Source organism: Streptomyces sp. HUAS TT11 (genome assembly GCF_051553595.1).
GTDB lineage: Bacteria > Actinomycetota > Actinomycetes > Streptomycetales > Streptomycetaceae > Streptomyces.
The window spans coordinates 1-16,259 of record NZ_CP196186.1 but is presented as its reverse complement, the minus strand read 5'-3'; the positions used below and the strand labels follow the sequence as shown (position 1 = coordinate 16,259).

The 16,259-nt window shown below is 68.5% G+C and carries 20 protein-coding genes; 6 read left to right on the top strand and 14 right to left on the bottom strand.

Translation table 11 applies throughout. The features are described 5' to 3' along the window. Window positions 1-136: 136 nt before the first annotated feature. Window positions 137-1,585, bottom strand: coding sequence for an MFS transporter (locus ACSHXN_RS46035; RefSeq protein ID WP_438306918.1), 1,449 nt, complete (start codon window positions 1,583-1,585; stop codon window positions 137-139). Window positions 1,586-1,655: 70 nt separating this feature from the next. On the opposite strand from ACSHXN_RS46035, the gene ACSHXN_RS46030 reads away from it, so the two are divergent. Continuing rightward, window positions 1,656-2,249, top strand: a complete 594-nt coding sequence (locus ACSHXN_RS46030; RefSeq protein WP_355142069.1) for a TetR/AcrR family transcriptional regulator — start codon at window positions 1,656-1,658, stop codon at window positions 2,247-2,249. Between the two features lie 193 nt (window positions 2,250-2,442). On the opposite strand, the gene ACSHXN_RS46025 is transcribed toward ACSHXN_RS46030, so the two are convergent. Further along, window positions 2,443-3,054, bottom strand: coding sequence for an RBBP9/YdeN family alpha/beta hydrolase (locus ACSHXN_RS46025; RefSeq protein ID WP_438306917.1), 612 nt, complete (start codon window positions 3,052-3,054; stop codon window positions 2,443-2,445). Window positions 3,055-4,140: 1,086 nt separating this feature from the next. Between ACSHXN_RS46025 and ACSHXN_RS46020 the strand changes: the two genes are divergently transcribed. The 3 genes from ACSHXN_RS46020 to ACSHXN_RS46010 all read left to right on the top strand — a co-directional run bounded on the left by ACSHXN_RS46020 (window position 4,141) and on the right by ACSHXN_RS46010 (window position 7,025). After that, a complete protein-coding gene (locus ACSHXN_RS46020; RefSeq protein WP_438306916.1) occupies window positions 4,141-4,998 on the top strand; it encodes a hypothetical protein in 858 nt (285 codons plus the stop codon). Window positions 4,999-5,301: 303 nt separating this feature from the next. After that, a complete protein-coding gene (locus ACSHXN_RS46015; RefSeq protein WP_355142062.1) occupies window positions 5,302-5,721 on the top strand; it encodes a YciI family protein in 420 nt (139 codons plus the stop codon). Next, complete coding sequence (locus ACSHXN_RS46010) at window positions 5,694-7,025, top strand: RNA polymerase sigma factor (RefSeq protein WP_355142060.1); 1,332 nt, start codon at window positions 5,694-5,696, stop codon at window positions 7,023-7,025. The genes ACSHXN_RS46015 and ACSHXN_RS46010 overlap by 28 nt, the downstream gene beginning before the upstream one ends. Here ACSHXN_RS46010 and ACSHXN_RS46005 read toward each other — a convergent pair. The 4 genes from ACSHXN_RS46005 to ACSHXN_RS45990 all read right to left on the bottom strand — a co-directional run bounded on the left by ACSHXN_RS46005 (window position 6,990) and on the right by ACSHXN_RS45990 (window position 8,873). After that, window positions 6,990-7,163, bottom strand: coding sequence for a hypothetical protein (locus tag ACSHXN_RS46005; RefSeq protein WP_438306915.1), 174 nt, complete (start codon window positions 7,161-7,163; stop codon window positions 6,990-6,992). The genes ACSHXN_RS46010 and ACSHXN_RS46005 overlap by 36 nt on opposite strands. Before the next feature lie 284 nt (window positions 7,164-7,447). Further along, window positions 7,448-7,882 carry a DUF2267 domain-containing protein gene (locus ACSHXN_RS46000; protein ID WP_438306914.1) on the bottom strand — a complete coding sequence of 145 codons (435 nt, stop codon included), beginning with the start codon at window positions 7,880-7,882 and terminating at the stop codon, window positions 7,448-7,450. Window positions 7,883-7,943: 61 nt separating this feature from the next. Beyond that, window positions 7,944-8,339 carry a DUF2267 domain-containing protein gene (locus tag ACSHXN_RS45995; protein WP_355142054.1) on the bottom strand — a complete coding sequence of 132 codons (396 nt, stop codon included), beginning with the start codon at window positions 8,337-8,339 and terminating at the stop codon, window positions 7,944-7,946. A 102-nt stretch (window positions 8,340-8,441) separates the two neighbouring features. After that, the gene (locus tag ACSHXN_RS45990; protein ID WP_438306913.1) at window positions 8,442-8,873 is read right to left on the bottom strand and encodes an Hsp20/alpha crystallin family protein; all 432 of its coding nucleotides are present in this window, start codon (window positions 8,871-8,873) and stop codon (window positions 8,442-8,444) included. Between the two features lie 128 nt (window positions 8,874-9,001). Here ACSHXN_RS45990 and ACSHXN_RS45985 point away from each other — a divergent pair, with 128 nt between their 5' ends. After that, window positions 9,002-9,655, top strand: a complete 654-nt coding sequence (locus ACSHXN_RS45985; protein ID WP_438306912.1) for a type III effector protein — start codon at window positions 9,002-9,004, stop codon at window positions 9,653-9,655. A 125-nt stretch (window positions 9,656-9,780) separates the two neighbouring features. Then, on the top strand, window positions 9,781-10,011 hold the full coding sequence (locus ACSHXN_RS45980) for a FitA-like ribbon-helix-helix domain-containing protein (RefSeq protein WP_383358416.1): 231 nt from the start codon (window positions 9,781-9,783) through the stop codon (window positions 10,009-10,011). A gap of 302 nt (window positions 10,012-10,313) precedes the next feature. On the opposite strand, the gene ACSHXN_RS45975 is transcribed toward ACSHXN_RS45980, so the two are convergent. The 8 genes from ACSHXN_RS45975 to ACSHXN_RS45940 form a co-directional block, all read right to left on the bottom strand. Then, window positions 10,314-10,982 carry a glyoxalase gene (locus ACSHXN_RS45975; RefSeq protein ID WP_438306910.1) on the bottom strand — a complete coding sequence of 223 codons (669 nt, stop codon included), beginning with the start codon at window positions 10,980-10,982 and terminating at the stop codon, window positions 10,314-10,316. Between the two features lie 5 nt (window positions 10,983-10,987). Then, window positions 10,988-11,509: a helix-turn-helix transcriptional regulator gene (locus ACSHXN_RS45970; protein ID WP_438306909.1), complete on the bottom strand. Its 522-nt coding sequence runs from the start codon at window positions 11,507-11,509 to the stop codon at window positions 10,988-10,990. Between the two features lie 136 nt (window positions 11,510-11,645). Further along, window positions 11,646-12,056, bottom strand: a complete 411-nt coding sequence (locus ACSHXN_RS45965; protein ID WP_356297503.1) for a VOC family protein — start codon at window positions 12,054-12,056, stop codon at window positions 11,646-11,648. A gap of 10 nt (window positions 12,057-12,066) precedes the next feature. After that, a complete protein-coding gene (locus tag ACSHXN_RS45960; RefSeq protein ID WP_438306908.1) occupies window positions 12,067-12,480 on the bottom strand; it encodes a hypothetical protein in 414 nt (137 codons plus the stop codon). 62 nt (window positions 12,481-12,542) lie between these two features. After that, the gene (locus tag ACSHXN_RS45955) at window positions 12,543-13,004 is read right to left on the bottom strand and encodes a YkgB family protein (RefSeq protein ID WP_383358419.1); all 462 of its coding nucleotides are present in this window, start codon (window positions 13,002-13,004) and stop codon (window positions 12,543-12,545) included. A 546-nt stretch (window positions 13,005-13,550) separates the two neighbouring features. Continuing rightward, window positions 13,551-13,814, bottom strand: coding sequence for a hypothetical protein (locus ACSHXN_RS45950; protein WP_438306907.1), 264 nt, complete (start codon window positions 13,812-13,814; stop codon window positions 13,551-13,553). Between the two features lie 91 nt (window positions 13,815-13,905). After that, the gene (locus ACSHXN_RS45945; RefSeq protein WP_438306906.1) at window positions 13,906-14,898 is read right to left on the bottom strand and encodes an IS701 family transposase; all 993 of its coding nucleotides are present in this window, start codon (window positions 14,896-14,898) and stop codon (window positions 13,906-13,908) included. Window positions 14,899-15,211: 313 nt separating this feature from the next. Further along, window positions 15,212-16,126, bottom strand: a complete 915-nt coding sequence (locus ACSHXN_RS45940) for a LysR family transcriptional regulator (protein ID WP_438306905.1) — start codon at window positions 16,124-16,126, stop codon at window positions 15,212-15,214. Window positions 16,127-16,259 lie beyond the last annotated feature (133 nt).

Genomic DNA, 16,259 nt, shown 5'->3' with positions numbered 1-16,259 from the left:
TTCGTCGGATCCGCGACTCGCCATCCGTGCCTGGAGCCTGTTGGTTCGTCACCGCGGAGCTCCGGTGATCACGTGAACCCCCGAGGGCCGGCGCCGGGGTGTCACACAGGCGAGGAGCCGGCATCGAGTTCCGCACCTACACCTCCACCACGACGGGGGCAGCGGTCACGCGTGCAGGGGCAGGCATGGTGCGCGAGCCGATCGAAAGCAGAAGAGCCACCGCGGTCTGAAGGCCCACCACGAGGACGAAGGCGGTGAGTACGCCGCCTGCTCTGCTGCCGGCGACGCCGAGATAGAGCGTGCCCAGGGACGCGACGCCAAGTGCCAGGCCGCCCTGCTGCAGGGTGTTGAACACTCCGCCGCCGACACCGGCCAGGTGCGCGGGTACGTCTGCCAGCAGGAGACGGAACAAGGCCCCGAACACCCACGCCTGTCCGAGGCCGACCAGGGCGAGAGCGGGCGCGAGGGCCGGCAGCGGCACACGGGGCCACGCGGTGCTGACCTGGACGATAAGGATGCCCAGGCCGACGGCCTGGGAGACGGCTCCCGCCGCCAGTGTGCGCCGCCCGAAGCGGTCGATCATGCGTGAGACGAACAGCGAGCCGATGAGCAGCGCCAGCGCGAGCGGCAGTATCGTCAGGCCGCTGTGGAGCGCATCTGCCTGCAGGCTGTCCTGCATGGTCAGAGCCATGATGAGCATGAAACCGCCGATGCCCATGAAGAACGGCATGCCGAGCAGGAGACCGCGCTTGACGGAGCGCAGGGCCAAAAGGGACGGCGGCAGCAGGGGCACGACACCGCGGGCTTCGGCACGCCGCTCCACCACGTAGGTCGCCAGGGCAAGAACAGGCGCCGCAGCGAGCAGGACCCAGGTCCAAGCCGCCCAGTGGACATCGCGCCCCTCGGCCAGGGGGATGAGCAGTGCGGTCAGGGTGGCGGTGAACAGCAGGGTCCCGGGCAGGTCGATACCGGCCGGGTGAGCGGAACGGGTGTCGGGGACCAGTCGGGGGATGGCCGCGAGCAGCACGAGTCCGATCGGCACATTGACCAGGAAGATCGGCCGCCATGTCTCGCCCGCGATGTTCGCTGTGACCAGCAGGCCGCCGAACAGCTGGCCGACCGCGATCGCCAAGCCGGCCACCGCGCCGTACAGGCCCAGCGCGCGATGGCGGCGCTTGGGTTCCAGAGCGGTCTGGAACGTGGCCAGGACCTGGGGCACGAGCAGCGCGGATGACGCCCCCTGGGCGAGCCGGGCGACCACCAGCGTGCCGACGCCGGGTGCGAGCCCGCACAGCAGCGAGGTCGCGGTAAAGCCGGACAATCCAAGAAGGAGCATTCTGCGGCGCCCGTGCGAGTCGCCGAGGCGACCGCCGAGGACCTGCAGGGCAGCATAGGCCGTGCCGTAGCCGGCGACGACAAGCTCGAGAGCCGGCTCGGATGCGTGCAGCGTGCTGTCGATGGTGGGCAGGGCGACGTTGACGATGAAGAAATCGACGATCGGCAGGAAGGCGCAGGCCAACAGCACTCCGATCCCGGCATCACCCAGAGCCGGGGCCGTGGCCGTTCGAGGGCTCCACCGCTTCATACAACCGTCCTCCTGTACGTACCGTTCATTTGAACGGGGCGTACAGGTGAACGCGGCGTACAGTGGATTTATGCCTGCGACGAAAACCACAGCCCGCGGCCGGGTCCGGGACGAGACCAAACGAGCGGCGATCCTCTCCGCCGCCCTGCAGATCGTCGAGACCGACGGACTCGGCAAACTCACCATGGAAGGCATCGCCAACCGGGCCGGCGTCAGCAAGGTCACCGTCTACCGCTGGTGGTCGCACCCCGGCGAGGTACTCGTCGACAGCCTCCTGAACGTCGTCGAACCCTCGCTCACCTGGCAGGACACGGGAGACTTCGTCCACGACTGGGGGCGCCAGCTCAACGCCGTCGTGCGCTTCCTCAACGGCCCCCACGGCGCCGTCGCCCGTGCAGTCATGGGAGCGGCCCAAGCTGACGAAGGTGTGCGCGAGGCGTACCTCACCCGCTTCCACCAGCCGCGACGCGTCGACATCAAAGCCCACGTCGACGAAGCCATCCGCACCGGACAACTCGACCCGGAAACCGACGCCGACACGTTGATAGACCTGGTCTACGGCGCCCTCTACTACCGGCTTCTCATCGGCCACCTACCCCTCACCCAACGCCGGACCAAGCAGATCCTGACCACGGCCCTCCACGGCGCGATCTCCCGCCGGTAGCAGAATCCAGAGGGATAGGGACAACTCCGCGTGACGCTTGAGGTAGCCGGCCTTGTCGCGGCCGGCGTTACAGCGTGGCCGTACCGCCGTACGACCTCCGGCCTGCCGCGGCGGGGGCGCAGAGCGCGCGCCGGTCGCCACCAGGTCCGAGCGTGAGCCACCGATGATGACCGGCCATGGACTGTGTCCGTGCTCACGGTCCGGTGACGGGGGAGACGGGGGTCTGTTCGCGTAGGCACCAGGCGAGCGCGGCCGGCCATGGACCGTATCCGTCTGCGGGGGTGATGTGGCCGGCGGCGGGCAGGACGTCGCAGTCCAGATCGAGCCCGGCGCTCCACGCGCGTGGGTCGGCGGGCGCGTAGGGATCGGTCGCCGAGACGACCACATGCGGCGGTGTGGTCGACGCGGCGGCGAGAAACTCACGGTCGATGCGATCGAGCCTGAACTCTTCATTGCCGTTGGCCACGGTGAACGCTTGGTCACCGAGCGGGGACACCAGCAGCACCCGGGTGACACGCAGGTCCTCGGGCAGGGTCTGGGCGGCGTGCAGCCACAGGGCGCAGCCGAGAGAGTGGCACACCACGACGCGTTCCTGGTCGCCGAGTTGGGCCAGCTCGGCGTGCAGGAGATCGATCCATTCGCTCATCGACGGCTGCTCGGGTGAGGGAAACTGCGGATAGAGCACCTGCTCGCCCCGCTGACGCAGGGCCTCGGTCAACCACCACAGCCAGTGTTGCCGCGGACGACGGTGCTGCACGCCGTGCACCATCAGGAAGCGCCGCGCCGGCGGAAGTGAGCTGGGCATCTCGGCCACCTGTTTCCTTCGTCCCGAACTTGATCTACAGGCTGCCGCCAACTGTAAGGCCACTATGCAGATGATCTTCCGAACGGAACCGGCGGAGACCGCCTGAAGCCGGGCGACACCTGACAGGTGGGAATCCCCCCAACCGTCGTGCATGTCCCGGCAGTCCATCTCGCCCGACAGCTACGTCCTCGACACTTTCCGGCCCGCAAGACAGGGCGGGCAACAGGATCACTGACCCGGACGAACGGCGGGGCGTCCCGGCCCGGGTACGCAACGGCCGCTTCGACCGACGCCCCTTCACCACTTGCCAGTTGGTCAGCCAACAGGACTGGGCCCACACGCGTTGACTCTGGAGGTCTTGCACCCCGGGGCCTCAACTCGACTGGGCGATCAGCTTCCTGATCGCCCTGGCTGCTGATCAACACAGCAGTTGTTCCTGTCGAGAGGTCAGTTCAGGACCGACCGCTTCCTTGAGGACGCACCCACCCGGGATCCAGGTGCGGCCCCAACGGGTTCCGATGTTTCCATTCCTCCCCCGCCGATTTCAGGAAGGGATAAAGCCACCATGATCCGCCGCTCCGACGGGCACCGGCGCAGCCGGGAAGGCACAGAACGCCCCACCTGACCGGCATGAGCGCCGGCGACCACGCCGCCCCTGAGACGCCTCCGACAGAGCGCGTGCCGGAGCCGTGCCGGTGTCGTTGCGGTCGGCGTGGGGCGAGGCGATCTCTCGGACCGGGAGTGGGCGGAGCGGCGAGACGGTCGCATCACACGAGGCGCTGGACTCGCTGCCCCACGACGAACCCGACACACGCCCCGGCGGAGAGACGCCCATGGAGCAGCGAGGACGCCGACGCACACCAGCAGCGCACCCCGAAAAGAACCTTTGCGGGAAGACCGGGCGCCGTCGCTCGCCGCGTATCGGCCTACCGGCCTCGTGGCGGCTGCTCATGGTGCCGGCGACCGCCCCCGTTGAGCGGCCTTCAGGGCACGCTAGCCTCTCCCATGCCGGCGCGCCGTCGCAGCAGGATCCACGGACCGCACAGGGATGTGAGAGCGGGATACGAGCAGAAGGGTTCGGGCCCCATGACTGAGCGTGCCGTCGTGCGCCGGATCGGCGCCGCCGTCGTGTCCCTGGCCGCGCTCGGGACCGCGGCGGGGCAGGGGTGGGCGCAACCCGAGCCCGCGCCGGTGGATCAGACTGCTGTGCGTGCCGCGATGGCCACGGTGACCGCCCAAGGCAGTGTCCAGGGGGAAACGGGCGGATGGCGGCCCACCAGCCACCGGAACCAGCCGCCGCAACGGCCCCGGACCGCCGCCCTTCGCGTGTTGCCCACTACCGCACCGCACGGCGTCGACCCGGTACGTCGTGGCACGGCTCTTTTCGCCGGTGTATCCGGGCCGCCTCCGCCGGCCGACTACGCTCCTGTCACCGAAACGGTCCAGGGCAGGGTAGGGGACACCGTCGTGGTCCGGTTCGGTGTGGCGAACCTGGGCCCCGGTACCCCGGACGGCGAAGCCCTCGGATCTTTCGCGATGGTGCCCCCGGCCGGGACCACGGTCACGTCCATTCCCTGGGAAGGGGACGACGACGACCGGAGGTACTCATGCCTGCCACCGCAGGACAAGGACAACTACTTCTTCCTGTGCGACCTCTCGCAGCGGAGTGCCCCAGAGCCCGGATCCCCCATCACCATCGGTTTCCACATCCGCATCGACAAGCGGATTCCCGGCGCCGAGGGCTCCCTCACCGTGTACGGTCCGAACGACCCCGTGCCCGGCAACGACCGCGACGTGATCCCCGTCGAGGCCGCACCTGCGCCGCTGTGGCGGTGGCAGAACCCGCTCTGGCGCTGGCAGCATTGGGTGCTGGCGGCTGGAGTGCTGGCCTTTGTGGCTTCAGCGGGCAGGTGGTTCGTCAAGAGCCGGCGGGACAGGTCCTAGCGCCGCCCCCCGGCCCGTCTCCTCGGCGGCGTTCGTGGCGGGGGCCGCGCATCGTGGCAAGGCGAGCAGGGGTGGCACCGTGATCGGGGTGGTTGACGCGGTGCCGCGACCAGCACGAAGGGCCGGCACCTGAGGATCACCGCAGGCTCCGCCCAGCCCTCCCACGGCGCGCTGACCTCCCGGATACGGTGTCCCCGACCTTAAGGGCCAAGGATTTTTTGTCCGCCTGTCGATCCGCGTCTGCCTCGTTCGACCTTGAGGTGAGAGGGCCGAGAGAGGGCCCTTCTACCAAGGAGATTGAAGATGGCGAAGTACATGCTCATCATGCGAGGCACGGACGAATCCGTCGCGAAGATGATGGCCACGCCCTTCGAGGACATGCTCGAGACGGTGGGCCGCTTCAACGAGGAGTTGATCCGCGCCGGCGTGCTCGTGGCCGCCGAGGGCCTGGACGACCCTGCGCAGGGTGTGGTGGTCGACTTCAGTGGCGAGACGCCGGTGGTCACCGATGGTCCGTACGGTGAGACGAAGGAGCTGTTCGGTGGCTTCTACGTGATCGACGTGGCATCGAAGGAGGAGGCCGTCGAGTGGGCCAAGCGGCTCCCGGCGGTCGCCGGCTCGAAGTGCGAGATCCGCCGCGTTCCGGGCATCGACGAATTCCCGCAGGACAACGAGTGGATCATCAAGGAGCGGGCATGGCGCGAGAGGACCGGCCAGCTGTGACGCCCGAGGCCGCCGGCGGCCCGCCGAGCGCCGAGTCGGCACGGCGGGCCGTCGAGGCCGTCTGGCGGATCGAGTCCGCACGGATCGTAGCCGCGCTGGCCCGCTACACCGGGGACTTCGAGCTCGCCGAGGACGTCGCGCAGGAGGCGGTGACGCAGGCGCTGGTCACCTGGTCGCGCGACGGCACTCCGACGCACCCGGTGAGCTGGCTGCTGGCGACCGCGCGCCGACGCGCCATCGACAGCTTCCGCCGCCGGTCGGCACTCGACGCGCGGTACGCCATACTCGCAAGCCGGCTCACCGAGGGCGACCTGAGCTCAGGCGTGGTGGACCCGCCGGGCCGGTCGCAGGACCCGCCGTGGGATCCCGACCGGATCGACGACGACGTCCTCGCGCTGATGTTCATCTCCTGCCACCCGGTGCTCTCGCCCGAGGCCCGCGTGGCCCTGACGCTGCGAGTGGTCGGCGGCCTGTCCAGCGAGGAGATCGCCCGGGCGTTCCTGGTGCCCACACCGACGATTCAGGCACGGATCACGCGGGCGAAGAAGACCATCGCCGCGGTCGGAGTGCCGTTCGAGCTGCCGCCGGCACAGCAACGGCACAAGCGGCTCGGAGGTGTGTTGAGCGCGCTGTACGTGATCTTCACCGAGGGCTCGACGGCGACGACCGGTGACCGTCTGCTGCGCCCCGACCTGGCGTACGAGGCCATCCGACTGGCCCGGATGCTGGCCGCGTTGCAGCCCGACGACCCGGAAGTGCACGGGCTGCTTGCCCTCTTCGAACTCACCGCCGCACGCTTTCCCGCACGCACCGGCCCGGATGGCGAGGCAGTGCTCCTGGAGGATCAGGATCGGCGCCTGTGGGACCGGTCGGCGATCCGTCGTGGTTCGGCCGCGCTCGGCCGTTCCTCGGCCCTCGGCCGCGGCCTGGGACCCTACGGTCTGCAGGCGTCGATCGCTATGTGCCATGCGTCGGCGTCCTCGGTGCAGGAGACGGACTGGGAGCGCATCGTGCTCCTGTACGAGGCGCTCTGCCGCCTTGCACCCTCACCCGTCGTCGAGCTCAACCGGGCCGTCGCCATCGCGATGGCTGAAGGCCCGCAGCGGGCGCTGCCCGTGGTGGACGAACTGACTGCCTCCGGCCGCCTGTCGGGCTCGCACCTGCTCCCGAGCGTGCGTGGCGAGTTGCTCATCCGGCTCGGCCGGACTGCTGAGGCACGGACCGAGCTGGAACTCGCCGCCCGCCTGTGCCGCAACACCCGTGAACGATCAGTCCTGCTGCGCAAGGCCGTTGCGCTGGAGTGACACCGGGTGCAGCCCGGCGAGCAGCCGCCAGGCGGAGCCCGCCCCTCGCTGCCTGCTGGCGGGCGTGGACACACTGGTGACTTCGGCGATCGCCTGCGGGGAAGGCTTGAAGCAGCGATGTTCGGTGAGCTGTCCCATCACCCGGGCGCGCCCGAGGGAGCCTCGGTACGGCGCCGGGGTCGGGCAGCCAGGTACAACCCTGGGCGAGAAGGGTCTGTGAACCGACGGCGCTTGGGAGTCGACGACGACTCATGGCCCCTGTGTGTTGGTCGCACCCGATGGGCAACGCAGCCGGCAGCCCGCGCCGTCCCCGCCTCGGGCGTGGTGTATCGCAAGGGCGCCCTGGTCCCGAGTGGAGACCAGGGCTTTGACCGACGATCGGCGTCACCCCTGCGCCGGGGTGTCCAGGGAGCAGGGCCCGTTCATGCGGCGGGGGTGAGTTCTGCGCGGCCGAACAACAGCGCGTACCCGCAGGGGAGTTGGCGCAGGATGCGGGTGAGGAGGTCGGGCCCGGCCAGGGCTGCCACCGCACACAGGACCGAGCCGGTGTCCCAGCGAGTGGTGGCCACGGTGGCGCCGGTGCGATCAGCGAGGTCCTTGACGAAGTCGAAGCCGGTGAGGGGCTGGATGTCGGGAATCTGCCCGGTAAGGGTCTGTGCGGCTTCATGGGGCAGGCGGGCGGCCAGCTCGACGCGTTCGTCGCCCGTCAGCTGACGCCCAAGGCCTGCAAGGACCAGGCGGACGGCTTCCTCGGCCCGTTTCCGCGTCGGGTAGGCGCCTTCGTAGCGGACCTTCTCCAGCAGCTGCTCGTACGTCATCGCGGACAGGTGCTGGAAGGGCGCACGCCTGTCGGACATCGCGGTACTTGCCTTTCTGTTCGGTCCGGTGCCGGTGCGCGGACACCAGGGAGTGGCGTGGTCAGGTGGGCTGGGGGCGGCCGAACAGCAGGTCGTAGCCGCCGGGGAGCTGGAGCAGGATCTGTGCCAGCAGGTCGTCGCCGACAGCGTCGGCGACCGTGCTGAGGACGGCGCTGACGTCCCAGGTCGCGGTCTGTTCGGTGGCTCCTTCGATCCAGGCCGCCGTCGCGCGTACGAAGCGCTCCGGTGAAAGGGGTTCGGCGCTTTGCAGCGGGTTGAGCAGGATCAGGGCGAAGTCTTCCGGCAGGCGAGCCGCGAGCTGGGCGCGTACTTCACCGACGAGATGGGCGCCCAGCAGCGCGAGGACCACGCGGGACGCGCGTTCCGCCTCCTGCCGGTTGTCGTACTTGCCGCGTTCTTGGACGTAGTCGAGGAACGCTTCCCATCGCAGGCTCACGTCGGCCGCCCCCCTTCGTTCGGTTCGGTGGGTGCGGAGGACGGGGTGAAGGGGAAGATCAGGTGCCCGTCCTCCGCCGCCGTTCGACCCGTGTCGGCCGGTTCAGCCGGAGATCTCCTTGCGGTCGGAGCCCCCGCCGATGGTGATCTTGCGGGGCTTGGCACGCTCGGCGATCGGGATGCGCAGGGTGAGCACCCCCGCTTCGTAGTCGGCCTTGATGCGGTCGGTGTCCAGCGTGTCCGCCAGCACGATCTGGCGGGAGAAGACACCCAGCGGTCGCTCCGACAGTTCCATCTGCACGTCGTCGGCCTTCGCCACGGGTCGGCGTTCGGCCTTGACGGTCAGCATGTTCCGTTCGACGTCGATGTCGATCGCCTCCGCGCTGACGCCGGGGAGGTCGAAGGCCACCACGTACTTGTCACCCTCGCGGTAGGCGTCCATCGCCATCGCGGCCGGCCGTGACCAGGTGCCCGGTCCCAGCAGTTGCTGCGTCAGCCGGTCGAGCTCACGGAAGGGGTCAGTGCGCATCAACATCGTGAAACACCTCCAGCAGGTTCAGGCAGTTGCTGCCAATGCGCCTCACTGACACCGTTGTAACATGTCATCCATTGGATGACAAACATGGTGTCGTCCACACGATGACAGTCGACGAAGGAGGTGCCATGACACCAGCCGACCAGCCGCCCTCTTCCCGCGCCGGCGCCCAGAGCCCGGCGTCGTTCCTCGCCGCCGCCTCGGCCCTTCAAGCCATAGACGAGGCCCTGCGCGGCGCCCATCTGGAGACCCCCGACGCCTCCGACCTCGGCCTCGGCCCGGAACAGGCCCTCGCCTGCCTCCTGCTGCTGCGGCAGGTACGCGAGCAGCTCGCCGGATGGGAGAGCGGCCTGATCGAAACCGCCCGTGACGCGGGAGCAAGCTGGGCCGACCTCGCCCACCCCCTCGGCGTCGCCAGCCGCCAGGCCGCCGAACGACGCTACCTACGCAACCGGCCCGGGCCCGCCGGAACCACCGGCGAACAGCGCGTCCAGGCCACTCGCGAACATCGCGCCGCCCAACGCACCGCCGCCACCTGGGCCCGCCGCAACGCCGCCGACCTGCGCCGCATCGCCGGCCAGATCACCGCCCTCACCGACCTGCCCACCGCCGCCCGTCGCCCGCTCAGCCAACTCCATGCGGCCCTCGCCCACGACGACCCGGCCGATCTGCTCCACCCGCTCGAAGCCGCCCGCCCCCATCTGACAGCTGCCCACCCCGACCTCGCCGCCCAACTCGACGCCCTCACGGGCCCCGCCACGCCTCCATCCACCCCCGGCTGACCACACGGCACCACCGACTCACCCGCGCAAGCTGTCGGTATGCCGGCCATCCGGCGGCCTGTCAGTGCAGGTCGCAGCCAGAGCACGGATCTGCCGAATGCAGAAAACCGCGCCAGAATGCAGATATGAGCGTGCTGACCATCCGGGACGTGCCCGAAGATCAGATTCGTGTGCTCAAAACCCGTGCCGCCCAGGCCGGGAAGTCCCTCCAGGCGTACATGCACGAGTTGATCGCTGCAGAAACCGCCAAGCCGACCATGAACGAAATGGCTGCACGACTGGAGCGCGAGGCCGCCGCAAAGTACGCCACTGACGACGTGCTGGCAGCGATCGACGAGGGCAGGCTGGGCTGTTGATCGCCATCGACACGCTCGGGGTCAACCTGAGCCATCACCGCGCCACCGGTAGTGCCGTCCCTGGGGGGGTACCGCCATCCCGGGAGGCGGTTGGCGCGCACCGGGCAAAGGTCATAGCAAGGCTGCCGCCTGTATCTGCAGGGGATGGAATGCATCTTGCGATCGCCCGAGTTGGGCCGCCCGCCGGTGCAGATGATCACCACACGGACGGCCACCATGCTTCGGCGAAGCGCGCACAGCAAGCGCCACTGTCGAGGCGCCGCCTCCAGGGGCAGGCGGGTGCCAAGTTCGCGGCCGGGAGCTCAGGACAGCGAAGACACCGCGGGCGGCACGGTGGTGAGCTCGGCGTCCTCCCAGGCGAATCCGTCCGGGTCGGTGAAGGCGCCGGCAGTGCTGCCCAAGACGACGCGGTGGGAGCCGGCGCCGTCGGCGGGGACGCCGAGGTCCTTGGCCAGACCGCCCCGCTTGTACAGGGCCAGCTTGACCGGGTGGGAGTCGCCGGCGGCGAACTCGGCGTACTTGCCGCCGAAGCTCCTGGCCACGCTCAGGCCCCGGCCGACATAGAACTGCTTGCTGGCCTTCACGTCCTCGACACCGAGCAGGAGAACGACCTCGTCGATCTCGCGGGTGGCCGGCCCGGTGTCCTTCTTCGCCGAGGTCGCCACCTTCCAGATCGTTCCGTCCGGAGCCTGGACGACGCCGCCGTAGCCCCACAGCGATTTCGCGCCGGGCTTGAGCACCGTGGCCCCTGCGTTCACGGCGGCACCGAGGAAGCTGTCGACGGTGGCCGGCCCGGCCACCGTGAGCGCCAGGGTGAAGCCGCGGAACCCGCTGGAGTGCGCCTCGGACGCACGCAGGCGCAGGTGTGTGTCCACTCCGAAGGCGGTGTAGAAGCGGTGGGCGGCATCGGGATCGACCACCTCGAGGGTGACGGATGCAAGGGACATGGTGGTGGGTGCGGTGGTTGCCATGGCCATCACGCTAGGCGCTGCTCGGCGTCCGGGGCTTCTCGATTCCTGACCGGTCTGACCACCTGCTTCGCCACGCACGCCGGCATCCCCTCCACCGTGAGCGCAGGCCCCCCGCCACCGGCCGTACGCGCGGCATCGGCGCGGTCGGCCGCCGTGTCCGCCACGCGGCGACGGAAGGCCCCCGGGGGCATACCGACCAGTTCGGTGAAGCGGGTGGTGAACGTGCCCAGCGACGCGCAGCCGACCGCGAAGCAGACCTCCGTGACGCTGAGGTCGCCACGCCGCAGCAGGGCCGTCGCGCGCTCGATGCGACGCGTCATCAGGTACGCGTACGGCGACTCGCCGTATGCGGCCCGGAACTGCCGGCTGAGGTGACCAGCGGACATGCTCACACCGCGGGCGAGCGCCTCCACGTTCAGCGGCTGCGCGTACTCCCTGTCGATGCGGTCACGGACACGACGCAACCGCGCGAAATCGGCCAGCCGCTGCGCCTGGACGCGTGCACGCCGCCACTCGGGCCGACACATAGGATCACTCCCCATTCTTTCCTCTTCCCGCGACGCCTGCGCTTGCCTGGGGATGCCTGCCGAGGCAGGCATCCCCAGGCACAGGGTGATGAGGGCCGGCCCTGTCGGGCCGACCAGTTGCTTGAGCTTGTCCGGCTCAGCGAAGCTCCTGGATACGGACCAGGTTGCCCGCGGGGTCGCGGAAGGCGCAGTCACGGATGCCGTACGGCTGCTCGGTCGGCTCCTGTACGACCTCGGTGTCACCGGCCTGCACCTTCTCGAACGTGGCGTCGAGGTCCGGGGTGGCCAGCAGGATCCACCCGTAGGTGCCCTTGGCCATCATCTCGGTGATGGTGCGGCGCTCGTCCTCGGTCACCCCGGGATCGGCGGCCGGCGGGGCCAGGAGGATGGACGTGTCGGGCTGTCCGGCCGGGCCGACCGTGATCCAGCGCATTGTGCCCTGCCCGACGTCACTGCGGACCTCGAAACCGAGGACGTCGCGGTAGAAGGTGAGCGAGGCGTCCGGGTCGGTGTGCGGCAGAAAGCTCGTGTGAATGGTGATGTCCATGCCGAGCAGGCTAGAAGGAGCCCGCTCGTGTGTGCTTCTCAATTCCTGATCGATCTTCCGTGCCGCGCAACCAGTTCCAGCCTCCACCGAACCGGGACACACCACCCGAGCCGTAGCGCGACGGCGCGAGCGCCGCTGGAGCCATGCTGCTGCCAGGACGGCCCCTCACTCCGTGGTTCGCAGCCGTGCATGACATCCGCTCGGTGTCACTCATAAGGTGGACGACCGCGTGATTATCTCGGAAGGCCAGGATCAGCACCGGGAACTCCCTGGCCATCGGAACGCAGGTTGTTGAAGCGTTCTGACGATCCTTCACCGCTGAACGTCTCTCAAAACCGGATGGAACAGTCCATATTCCGGCGACATCGCCGCCCACATCACGCTCATCCAGCCCCTCTTCGCCATACAAGCCGTCGCCCACCATCCAGGGCCACGCTCCCACGCTCCACCACGACAGGACTACTGGGACTGGGCCGCATGATCGTGTTACGAGGCCTTAAGCGATTCTGCAGCTGTAACCAAGGACGCGCCCAGTAGGACTACGTCCTTGATGAGGAATTGCCCCGCGAGCGACAACTGGGGCTCTCGGCCCCGCTCCCGCACCTGCCATGCTTCTGGCGTGGTGATCAGAAAACTGAGTGTGACGGCGAACATGCCGGCGGCGAGCAAACTACCAGTTGCCGATACCCTTGGCGCCCAACGCCCGGTCGACACCATCCCGCCGATTGCGATCTCAGTAAGCCCGATGACCCTGGCAAGCTTCTTCTCGCCAAGCATTTTTAGCGGTTGCCTCATCAGCGGACTTGAAACAATCAAAGGGCGGATGTTTTCGACTTCGTAGGACTCGAATTTCAACCGTCCGATACTGAGGAGGTTGAGCGCGAGGCCGTACCGGGACGCGATCATTCCTCCGGAGTACAGTCCGCCGGACGTGGGGCGCCTGGTCATGGAATTCTCCTCTCGTCTCTCACTGTGCCCCCAAAATCTGGCCATGGAGGCCACAGCATTTCACCCATCCCTGTGCCTTATCGACCAGCGCGGTCTTACCGCAACCACACCATGCGCCAACCTCAGTCAGGCCTGCTCCCCTCCACAGCTCGCCATGCTGGGAACATTCGCGCGCACCACATGATCTGCTTTCCCATCATGCCAACGACTCGTCCATCTGGCATCACGGTGGATTGCTCTCCGCGGTGATGACTGCACATCCAAGGCCGGTGTGGGGCAAAAGACTCGCGGCGACCGGCGCCGGTCGACCAGCTGACAAGAAAAGCACTCCACGCTCAGCTCACCGTTACAGACCGCTCGCTGCGGCTGCTCCATACGTGCGCAACCACTGCAATCAGACGCCTTCACAAAAGGACGAATAAAGGGAAACGGCTACAAAAGCACCTCTTAAAACTACTAGCCATCGATACGCTATGAAGAGGTTTCCTGAGCGCTCGTAACACAATCTTGTGACCTCAGGCTCTATCACGGCAGCTGTAGTTCCGATCACAGCTGGTCGTGGAGGTGGTGTCGTTGCTGGTGGCAGGCTGTCGCGACGGCTTGATGGTGGCGGCGCCAGGCTGTCCAGTGGAGGACGTGGTCGCGGTCCTGGACAGGCAGCGGGAGTACAAGGGCTCGTAGGAGGCGTACGAGTTCTGGGCAGGTGAGCGGGACGAGGCGGACCGGGCCGTCCGGGGCAGTCTTCGTGGTGGCGGCAAGGGTGAGCGCGAGGACGGCGGAGGCGACAAGGGAGAACACCGACCAGCGCATCCAGGAGTCCAGCAGGTCACCTGCCCCTGATCGAGGCCGGTGAAGCTCTTGCCGAGTTGGAAGGTCTCCTCGATCTTCCAACGACGGCAGATCACCTCAATGAGGGCGCCCAGGGCGACGTCGCCGGGGGTCCAGCAGCGGAAGTAGGACACCTCGCCGGTGTAGCGGTGCTACCGCGCCACCAGCACGCTCGTCCCGTTCCCGTTCCCGTTCCCGTTCCCGTTGCTGTCGCTGTCGCTGTCGCTGTCGGGGGTGTGTACTCGCGGGTTCCTTTCGTGCCGTGCCCGGGCGCCTGGCGCATCCACTGTCCGGGGCGCACTTTGTTGATCAGTTGGCGGGCCTCCCACCTGTGGCCGGCGCCGTCGATGACCTGGTGCGTCGCGGCCACACCAACCGCGTAGCCCAGCCCCAGTGACCGGATGCCCCGCTGTAGTTCCCGCCCGCAGTACACCTCGTCGGCGGCGAACCGGCGCGCGTCGATCCCGGCCGCGAGCGCGTCGGCAACCATGGACAGTGCTTGCTGCGGCTTGGTGGCGAACGTGATCTCCTCCGGGACCCCGGCCATCTCGCGACGTTCCTCGTCCTCGGCCCAGTCCGCCGGGAGGTACAGCATCCGGTCGATGGCTACGCGCGTCGTCGCGGTGACCACCGCCAGGTGGACCGCGACCTGGCACAGTCCCACCCCGCCCAGCGCGCCCGAGTACTGGTGGCCCGCGCCCACGCAGTCCGCCGAGAACTTCGCGTCCCCGGTCTCGTCCACCACCAACACCACCTCGTGACCAGCGAGTTCACCGATCACCAGACGGGCGAGCTCCTGGCGGGCCCGCTCGTGATCGAACCGGGCCCTCGACAACAGGTGCTGCAGCCGATGCGGCCCGCAATGCCCCAACGCCTGCTCGAGCGTCCAGCAGTTCCGCGTGTCCACTTCCAACAGCAACCCCGCGACCAGCTCCGCCGTCGTCGCGCGGGGCTCACGCCGCATGAAGCAGCCGGCGATCGCATCCATTACCGTCCCGAACACCCGGCCCCATGCCTGCTTGGCTATCGTGACCTCCGCGGCCACCTGTTCCTGACGACTCGTCACAAAGCACCATGATCACGGTGGCCGTCCTCCTACTGTCCCCACCCCCGACAAGCTGCTGACCAGCCAAGACGCCGGAACTATAGCTGCCGTGGCTGAACTGCGGTGTCTCGCGGTCGAACGTCAACCAGACCGACGTCAACACCCCTTCCGCCAGCCCAGTCGTTACGCCCAGCTGAGCTGCGAAAGCCCGTCGAGGGGTACTTCACAGCCCAGCCGATCGCGAAGATCAACAGATGGACTGACGCCGGTGACTGGACAATCGCCGTGATCACCGACCTGTTCGCCGCGCCCATCTGAGCGAGCATTCCTACCCCTACTCGCCGCCTGATGGCGGTTCGTCTTTGTCGTCGGCGTGGGCCAGGAGGTGGTCGCGGAGTGCGCGGGCCGTGTCCGAGAGATCGCGGTCGCTGGTGAAGCAGGCGACCAGCCGCCGGTCCGCCCATGGTTCGGCCAGGGGGATGGCGGCCAGGGTGCCGCTGGCGAGTCGGCGCCGCACGCTGTACCAGGGCAGGATGGCGATGCCGATTCCCCCGGCCACGGCGTGACAGGCCGCGTCGATGCTGGGCAGCCGGACGCGATACCTCAGCTGGGTACCCAGCGGCTGGGCGTGTGTCTCCAGGTGCTCTTGCAACGGGTTGGCGACGTTCAGGGCGACGAACGCGCGGCCGAGCACGTCTGCGTACGGTACCCGGGACAGGCGGGCCAGCGGGTCGTTAGGGAGGGTGACGACCATCAGCGGATCCGGGCGGACCACCCGGGTTTCCAGCCGCCCGAGTTCGACGGAGTCGGCGACGATTCCGATATCGGCGCGGCGTTCGGCCACGGCCGCGATAATGCGGTGGCTCGGGCGTTCCTCCAGGTCGATGCGGGCGTGGGGGTACTGGGCGAGAAACGAGACGGCGGCGGCGGGCATGAGGCTCTCAGTGGCGGCGGTGTTGGCCTGGACGCGGACGGTGGCGCCGTGTCCCTGCGCGTACTCGTCCAGTTCCGTGCGCAGCTGGCCGACCGCGTGGCACACGGACCTGGCGTGGCGGAGCAGCACTTGTCCTGCCGGCGTGAGGGCGACTCCGCGGCGGCCACGGTCGAAGAGCGTCACGCCCAGTGTGTGCTCCAGGCCGCGGATGCGCTCGCTGGCCGAGGGCAGCGACAGCCGGGCGCGGGCCGCGCCGTGCGTGATACTGCCTGTCTCCGCGACCGCCGTCACGAGGTCGAGATCGATGAGGTCCACTGACAGTCCCTGCTTTGGTGATACGGGGCTCAGCCAGCGATGTGGCCGACGACAAGACCGCCCAGTCCTTCCAGGCCGCCGTCACACTCGCAACCCTGCTGATGTGGGCCTGACGTTTGACGACAGGCTCTAG

What these genes read in the sequence shown, in the direction of transcription:
- ACSHXN_RS46035 (WP_438306918.1), bottom strand. Translation starts at nt 1,585, where the DNA reads ATGAAGCGGTGGAGCCCTCGAACGGCCACGGCCCCGGCTCTGGGTGAT.
- ACSHXN_RS46030 (WP_355142069.1), top strand. Translation starts at nt 1,656, where the DNA reads ATGCCTGCGACGAAAACCACAGCCCGCGGCCGGGTCCGGGACGAGACC.
- ACSHXN_RS46025 (WP_438306917.1), bottom strand. Translation starts at nt 3,054, where the DNA reads ATGCCCAGCTCACTTCCGCCGGCGCGGCGCTTCCTGATGGTGCACGGC.
- ACSHXN_RS46020 (WP_438306916.1), top strand. Translation starts at nt 4,141, where the DNA reads ATGACTGAGCGTGCCGTCGTGCGCCGGATCGGCGCCGCCGTCGTGTCC.
- ACSHXN_RS46015 (WP_355142062.1), top strand. Translation starts at nt 5,302, where the DNA reads ATGGCGAAGTACATGCTCATCATGCGAGGCACGGACGAATCCGTCGCG.
- ACSHXN_RS46010 (WP_355142060.1), top strand. Translation starts at nt 5,694, where the DNA reads ATGGCGCGAGAGGACCGGCCAGCTGTGACGCCCGAGGCCGCCGGCGGC.
- ACSHXN_RS46005 (WP_438306915.1), bottom strand. Translation starts at nt 7,163, where the DNA reads ATGGGACAGCTCACCGAACATCGCTGCTTCAAGCCTTCCCCGCAGGCG.
- ACSHXN_RS46000 (WP_438306914.1), bottom strand. Translation starts at nt 7,882, where the DNA reads ATGTCCGACAGGCGTGCGCCCTTCCAGCACCTGTCCGCGATGACGTAC.
- ACSHXN_RS45990 (WP_438306913.1), bottom strand. Translation starts at nt 8,873, where the DNA reads ATGTTGATGCGCACTGACCCCTTCCGTGAGCTCGACCGGCTGACGCAG.
- ACSHXN_RS45985 (WP_438306912.1), top strand. Translation starts at nt 9,002, where the DNA reads ATGACACCAGCCGACCAGCCGCCCTCTTCCCGCGCCGGCGCCCAGAGC.
- ACSHXN_RS45980 (WP_383358416.1), top strand. Translation starts at nt 9,781, where the DNA reads ATGAGCGTGCTGACCATCCGGGACGTGCCCGAAGATCAGATTCGTGTG.
- ACSHXN_RS45975 (WP_438306910.1), bottom strand. Translation starts at nt 10,982, where the DNA reads ATGGCAACCACCGCACCCACCACCATGTCCCTTGCATCCGTCACCCTC.
- ACSHXN_RS45970 (WP_438306909.1), bottom strand. Translation starts at nt 11,509, where the DNA reads ATGTGTCGGCCCGAGTGGCGGCGTGCACGCGTCCAGGCGCAGCGGCTG.
- ACSHXN_RS45965 (WP_356297503.1), bottom strand. Translation starts at nt 12,056, where the DNA reads ATGGACATCACCATTCACACGAGCTTTCTGCCGCACACCGACCCGGAC.
- ACSHXN_RS45960 (WP_438306908.1), bottom strand. Translation starts at nt 12,480, where the DNA reads ATGGTGGGCGACGGCTTGTATGGCGAAGAGGGGCTGGATGAGCGTGAT.
- ACSHXN_RS45955 (WP_383358419.1), bottom strand. Translation starts at nt 13,004, where the DNA reads ATGACCAGGCGCCCCACGTCCGGCGGACTGTACTCCGGAGGAATGATC.
- ACSHXN_RS45950 (WP_438306907.1), bottom strand. Translation starts at nt 13,814, where the DNA reads ATGCGCTGGTCGGTGTTCTCCCTTGTCGCCTCCGCCGTCCTCGCGCTC.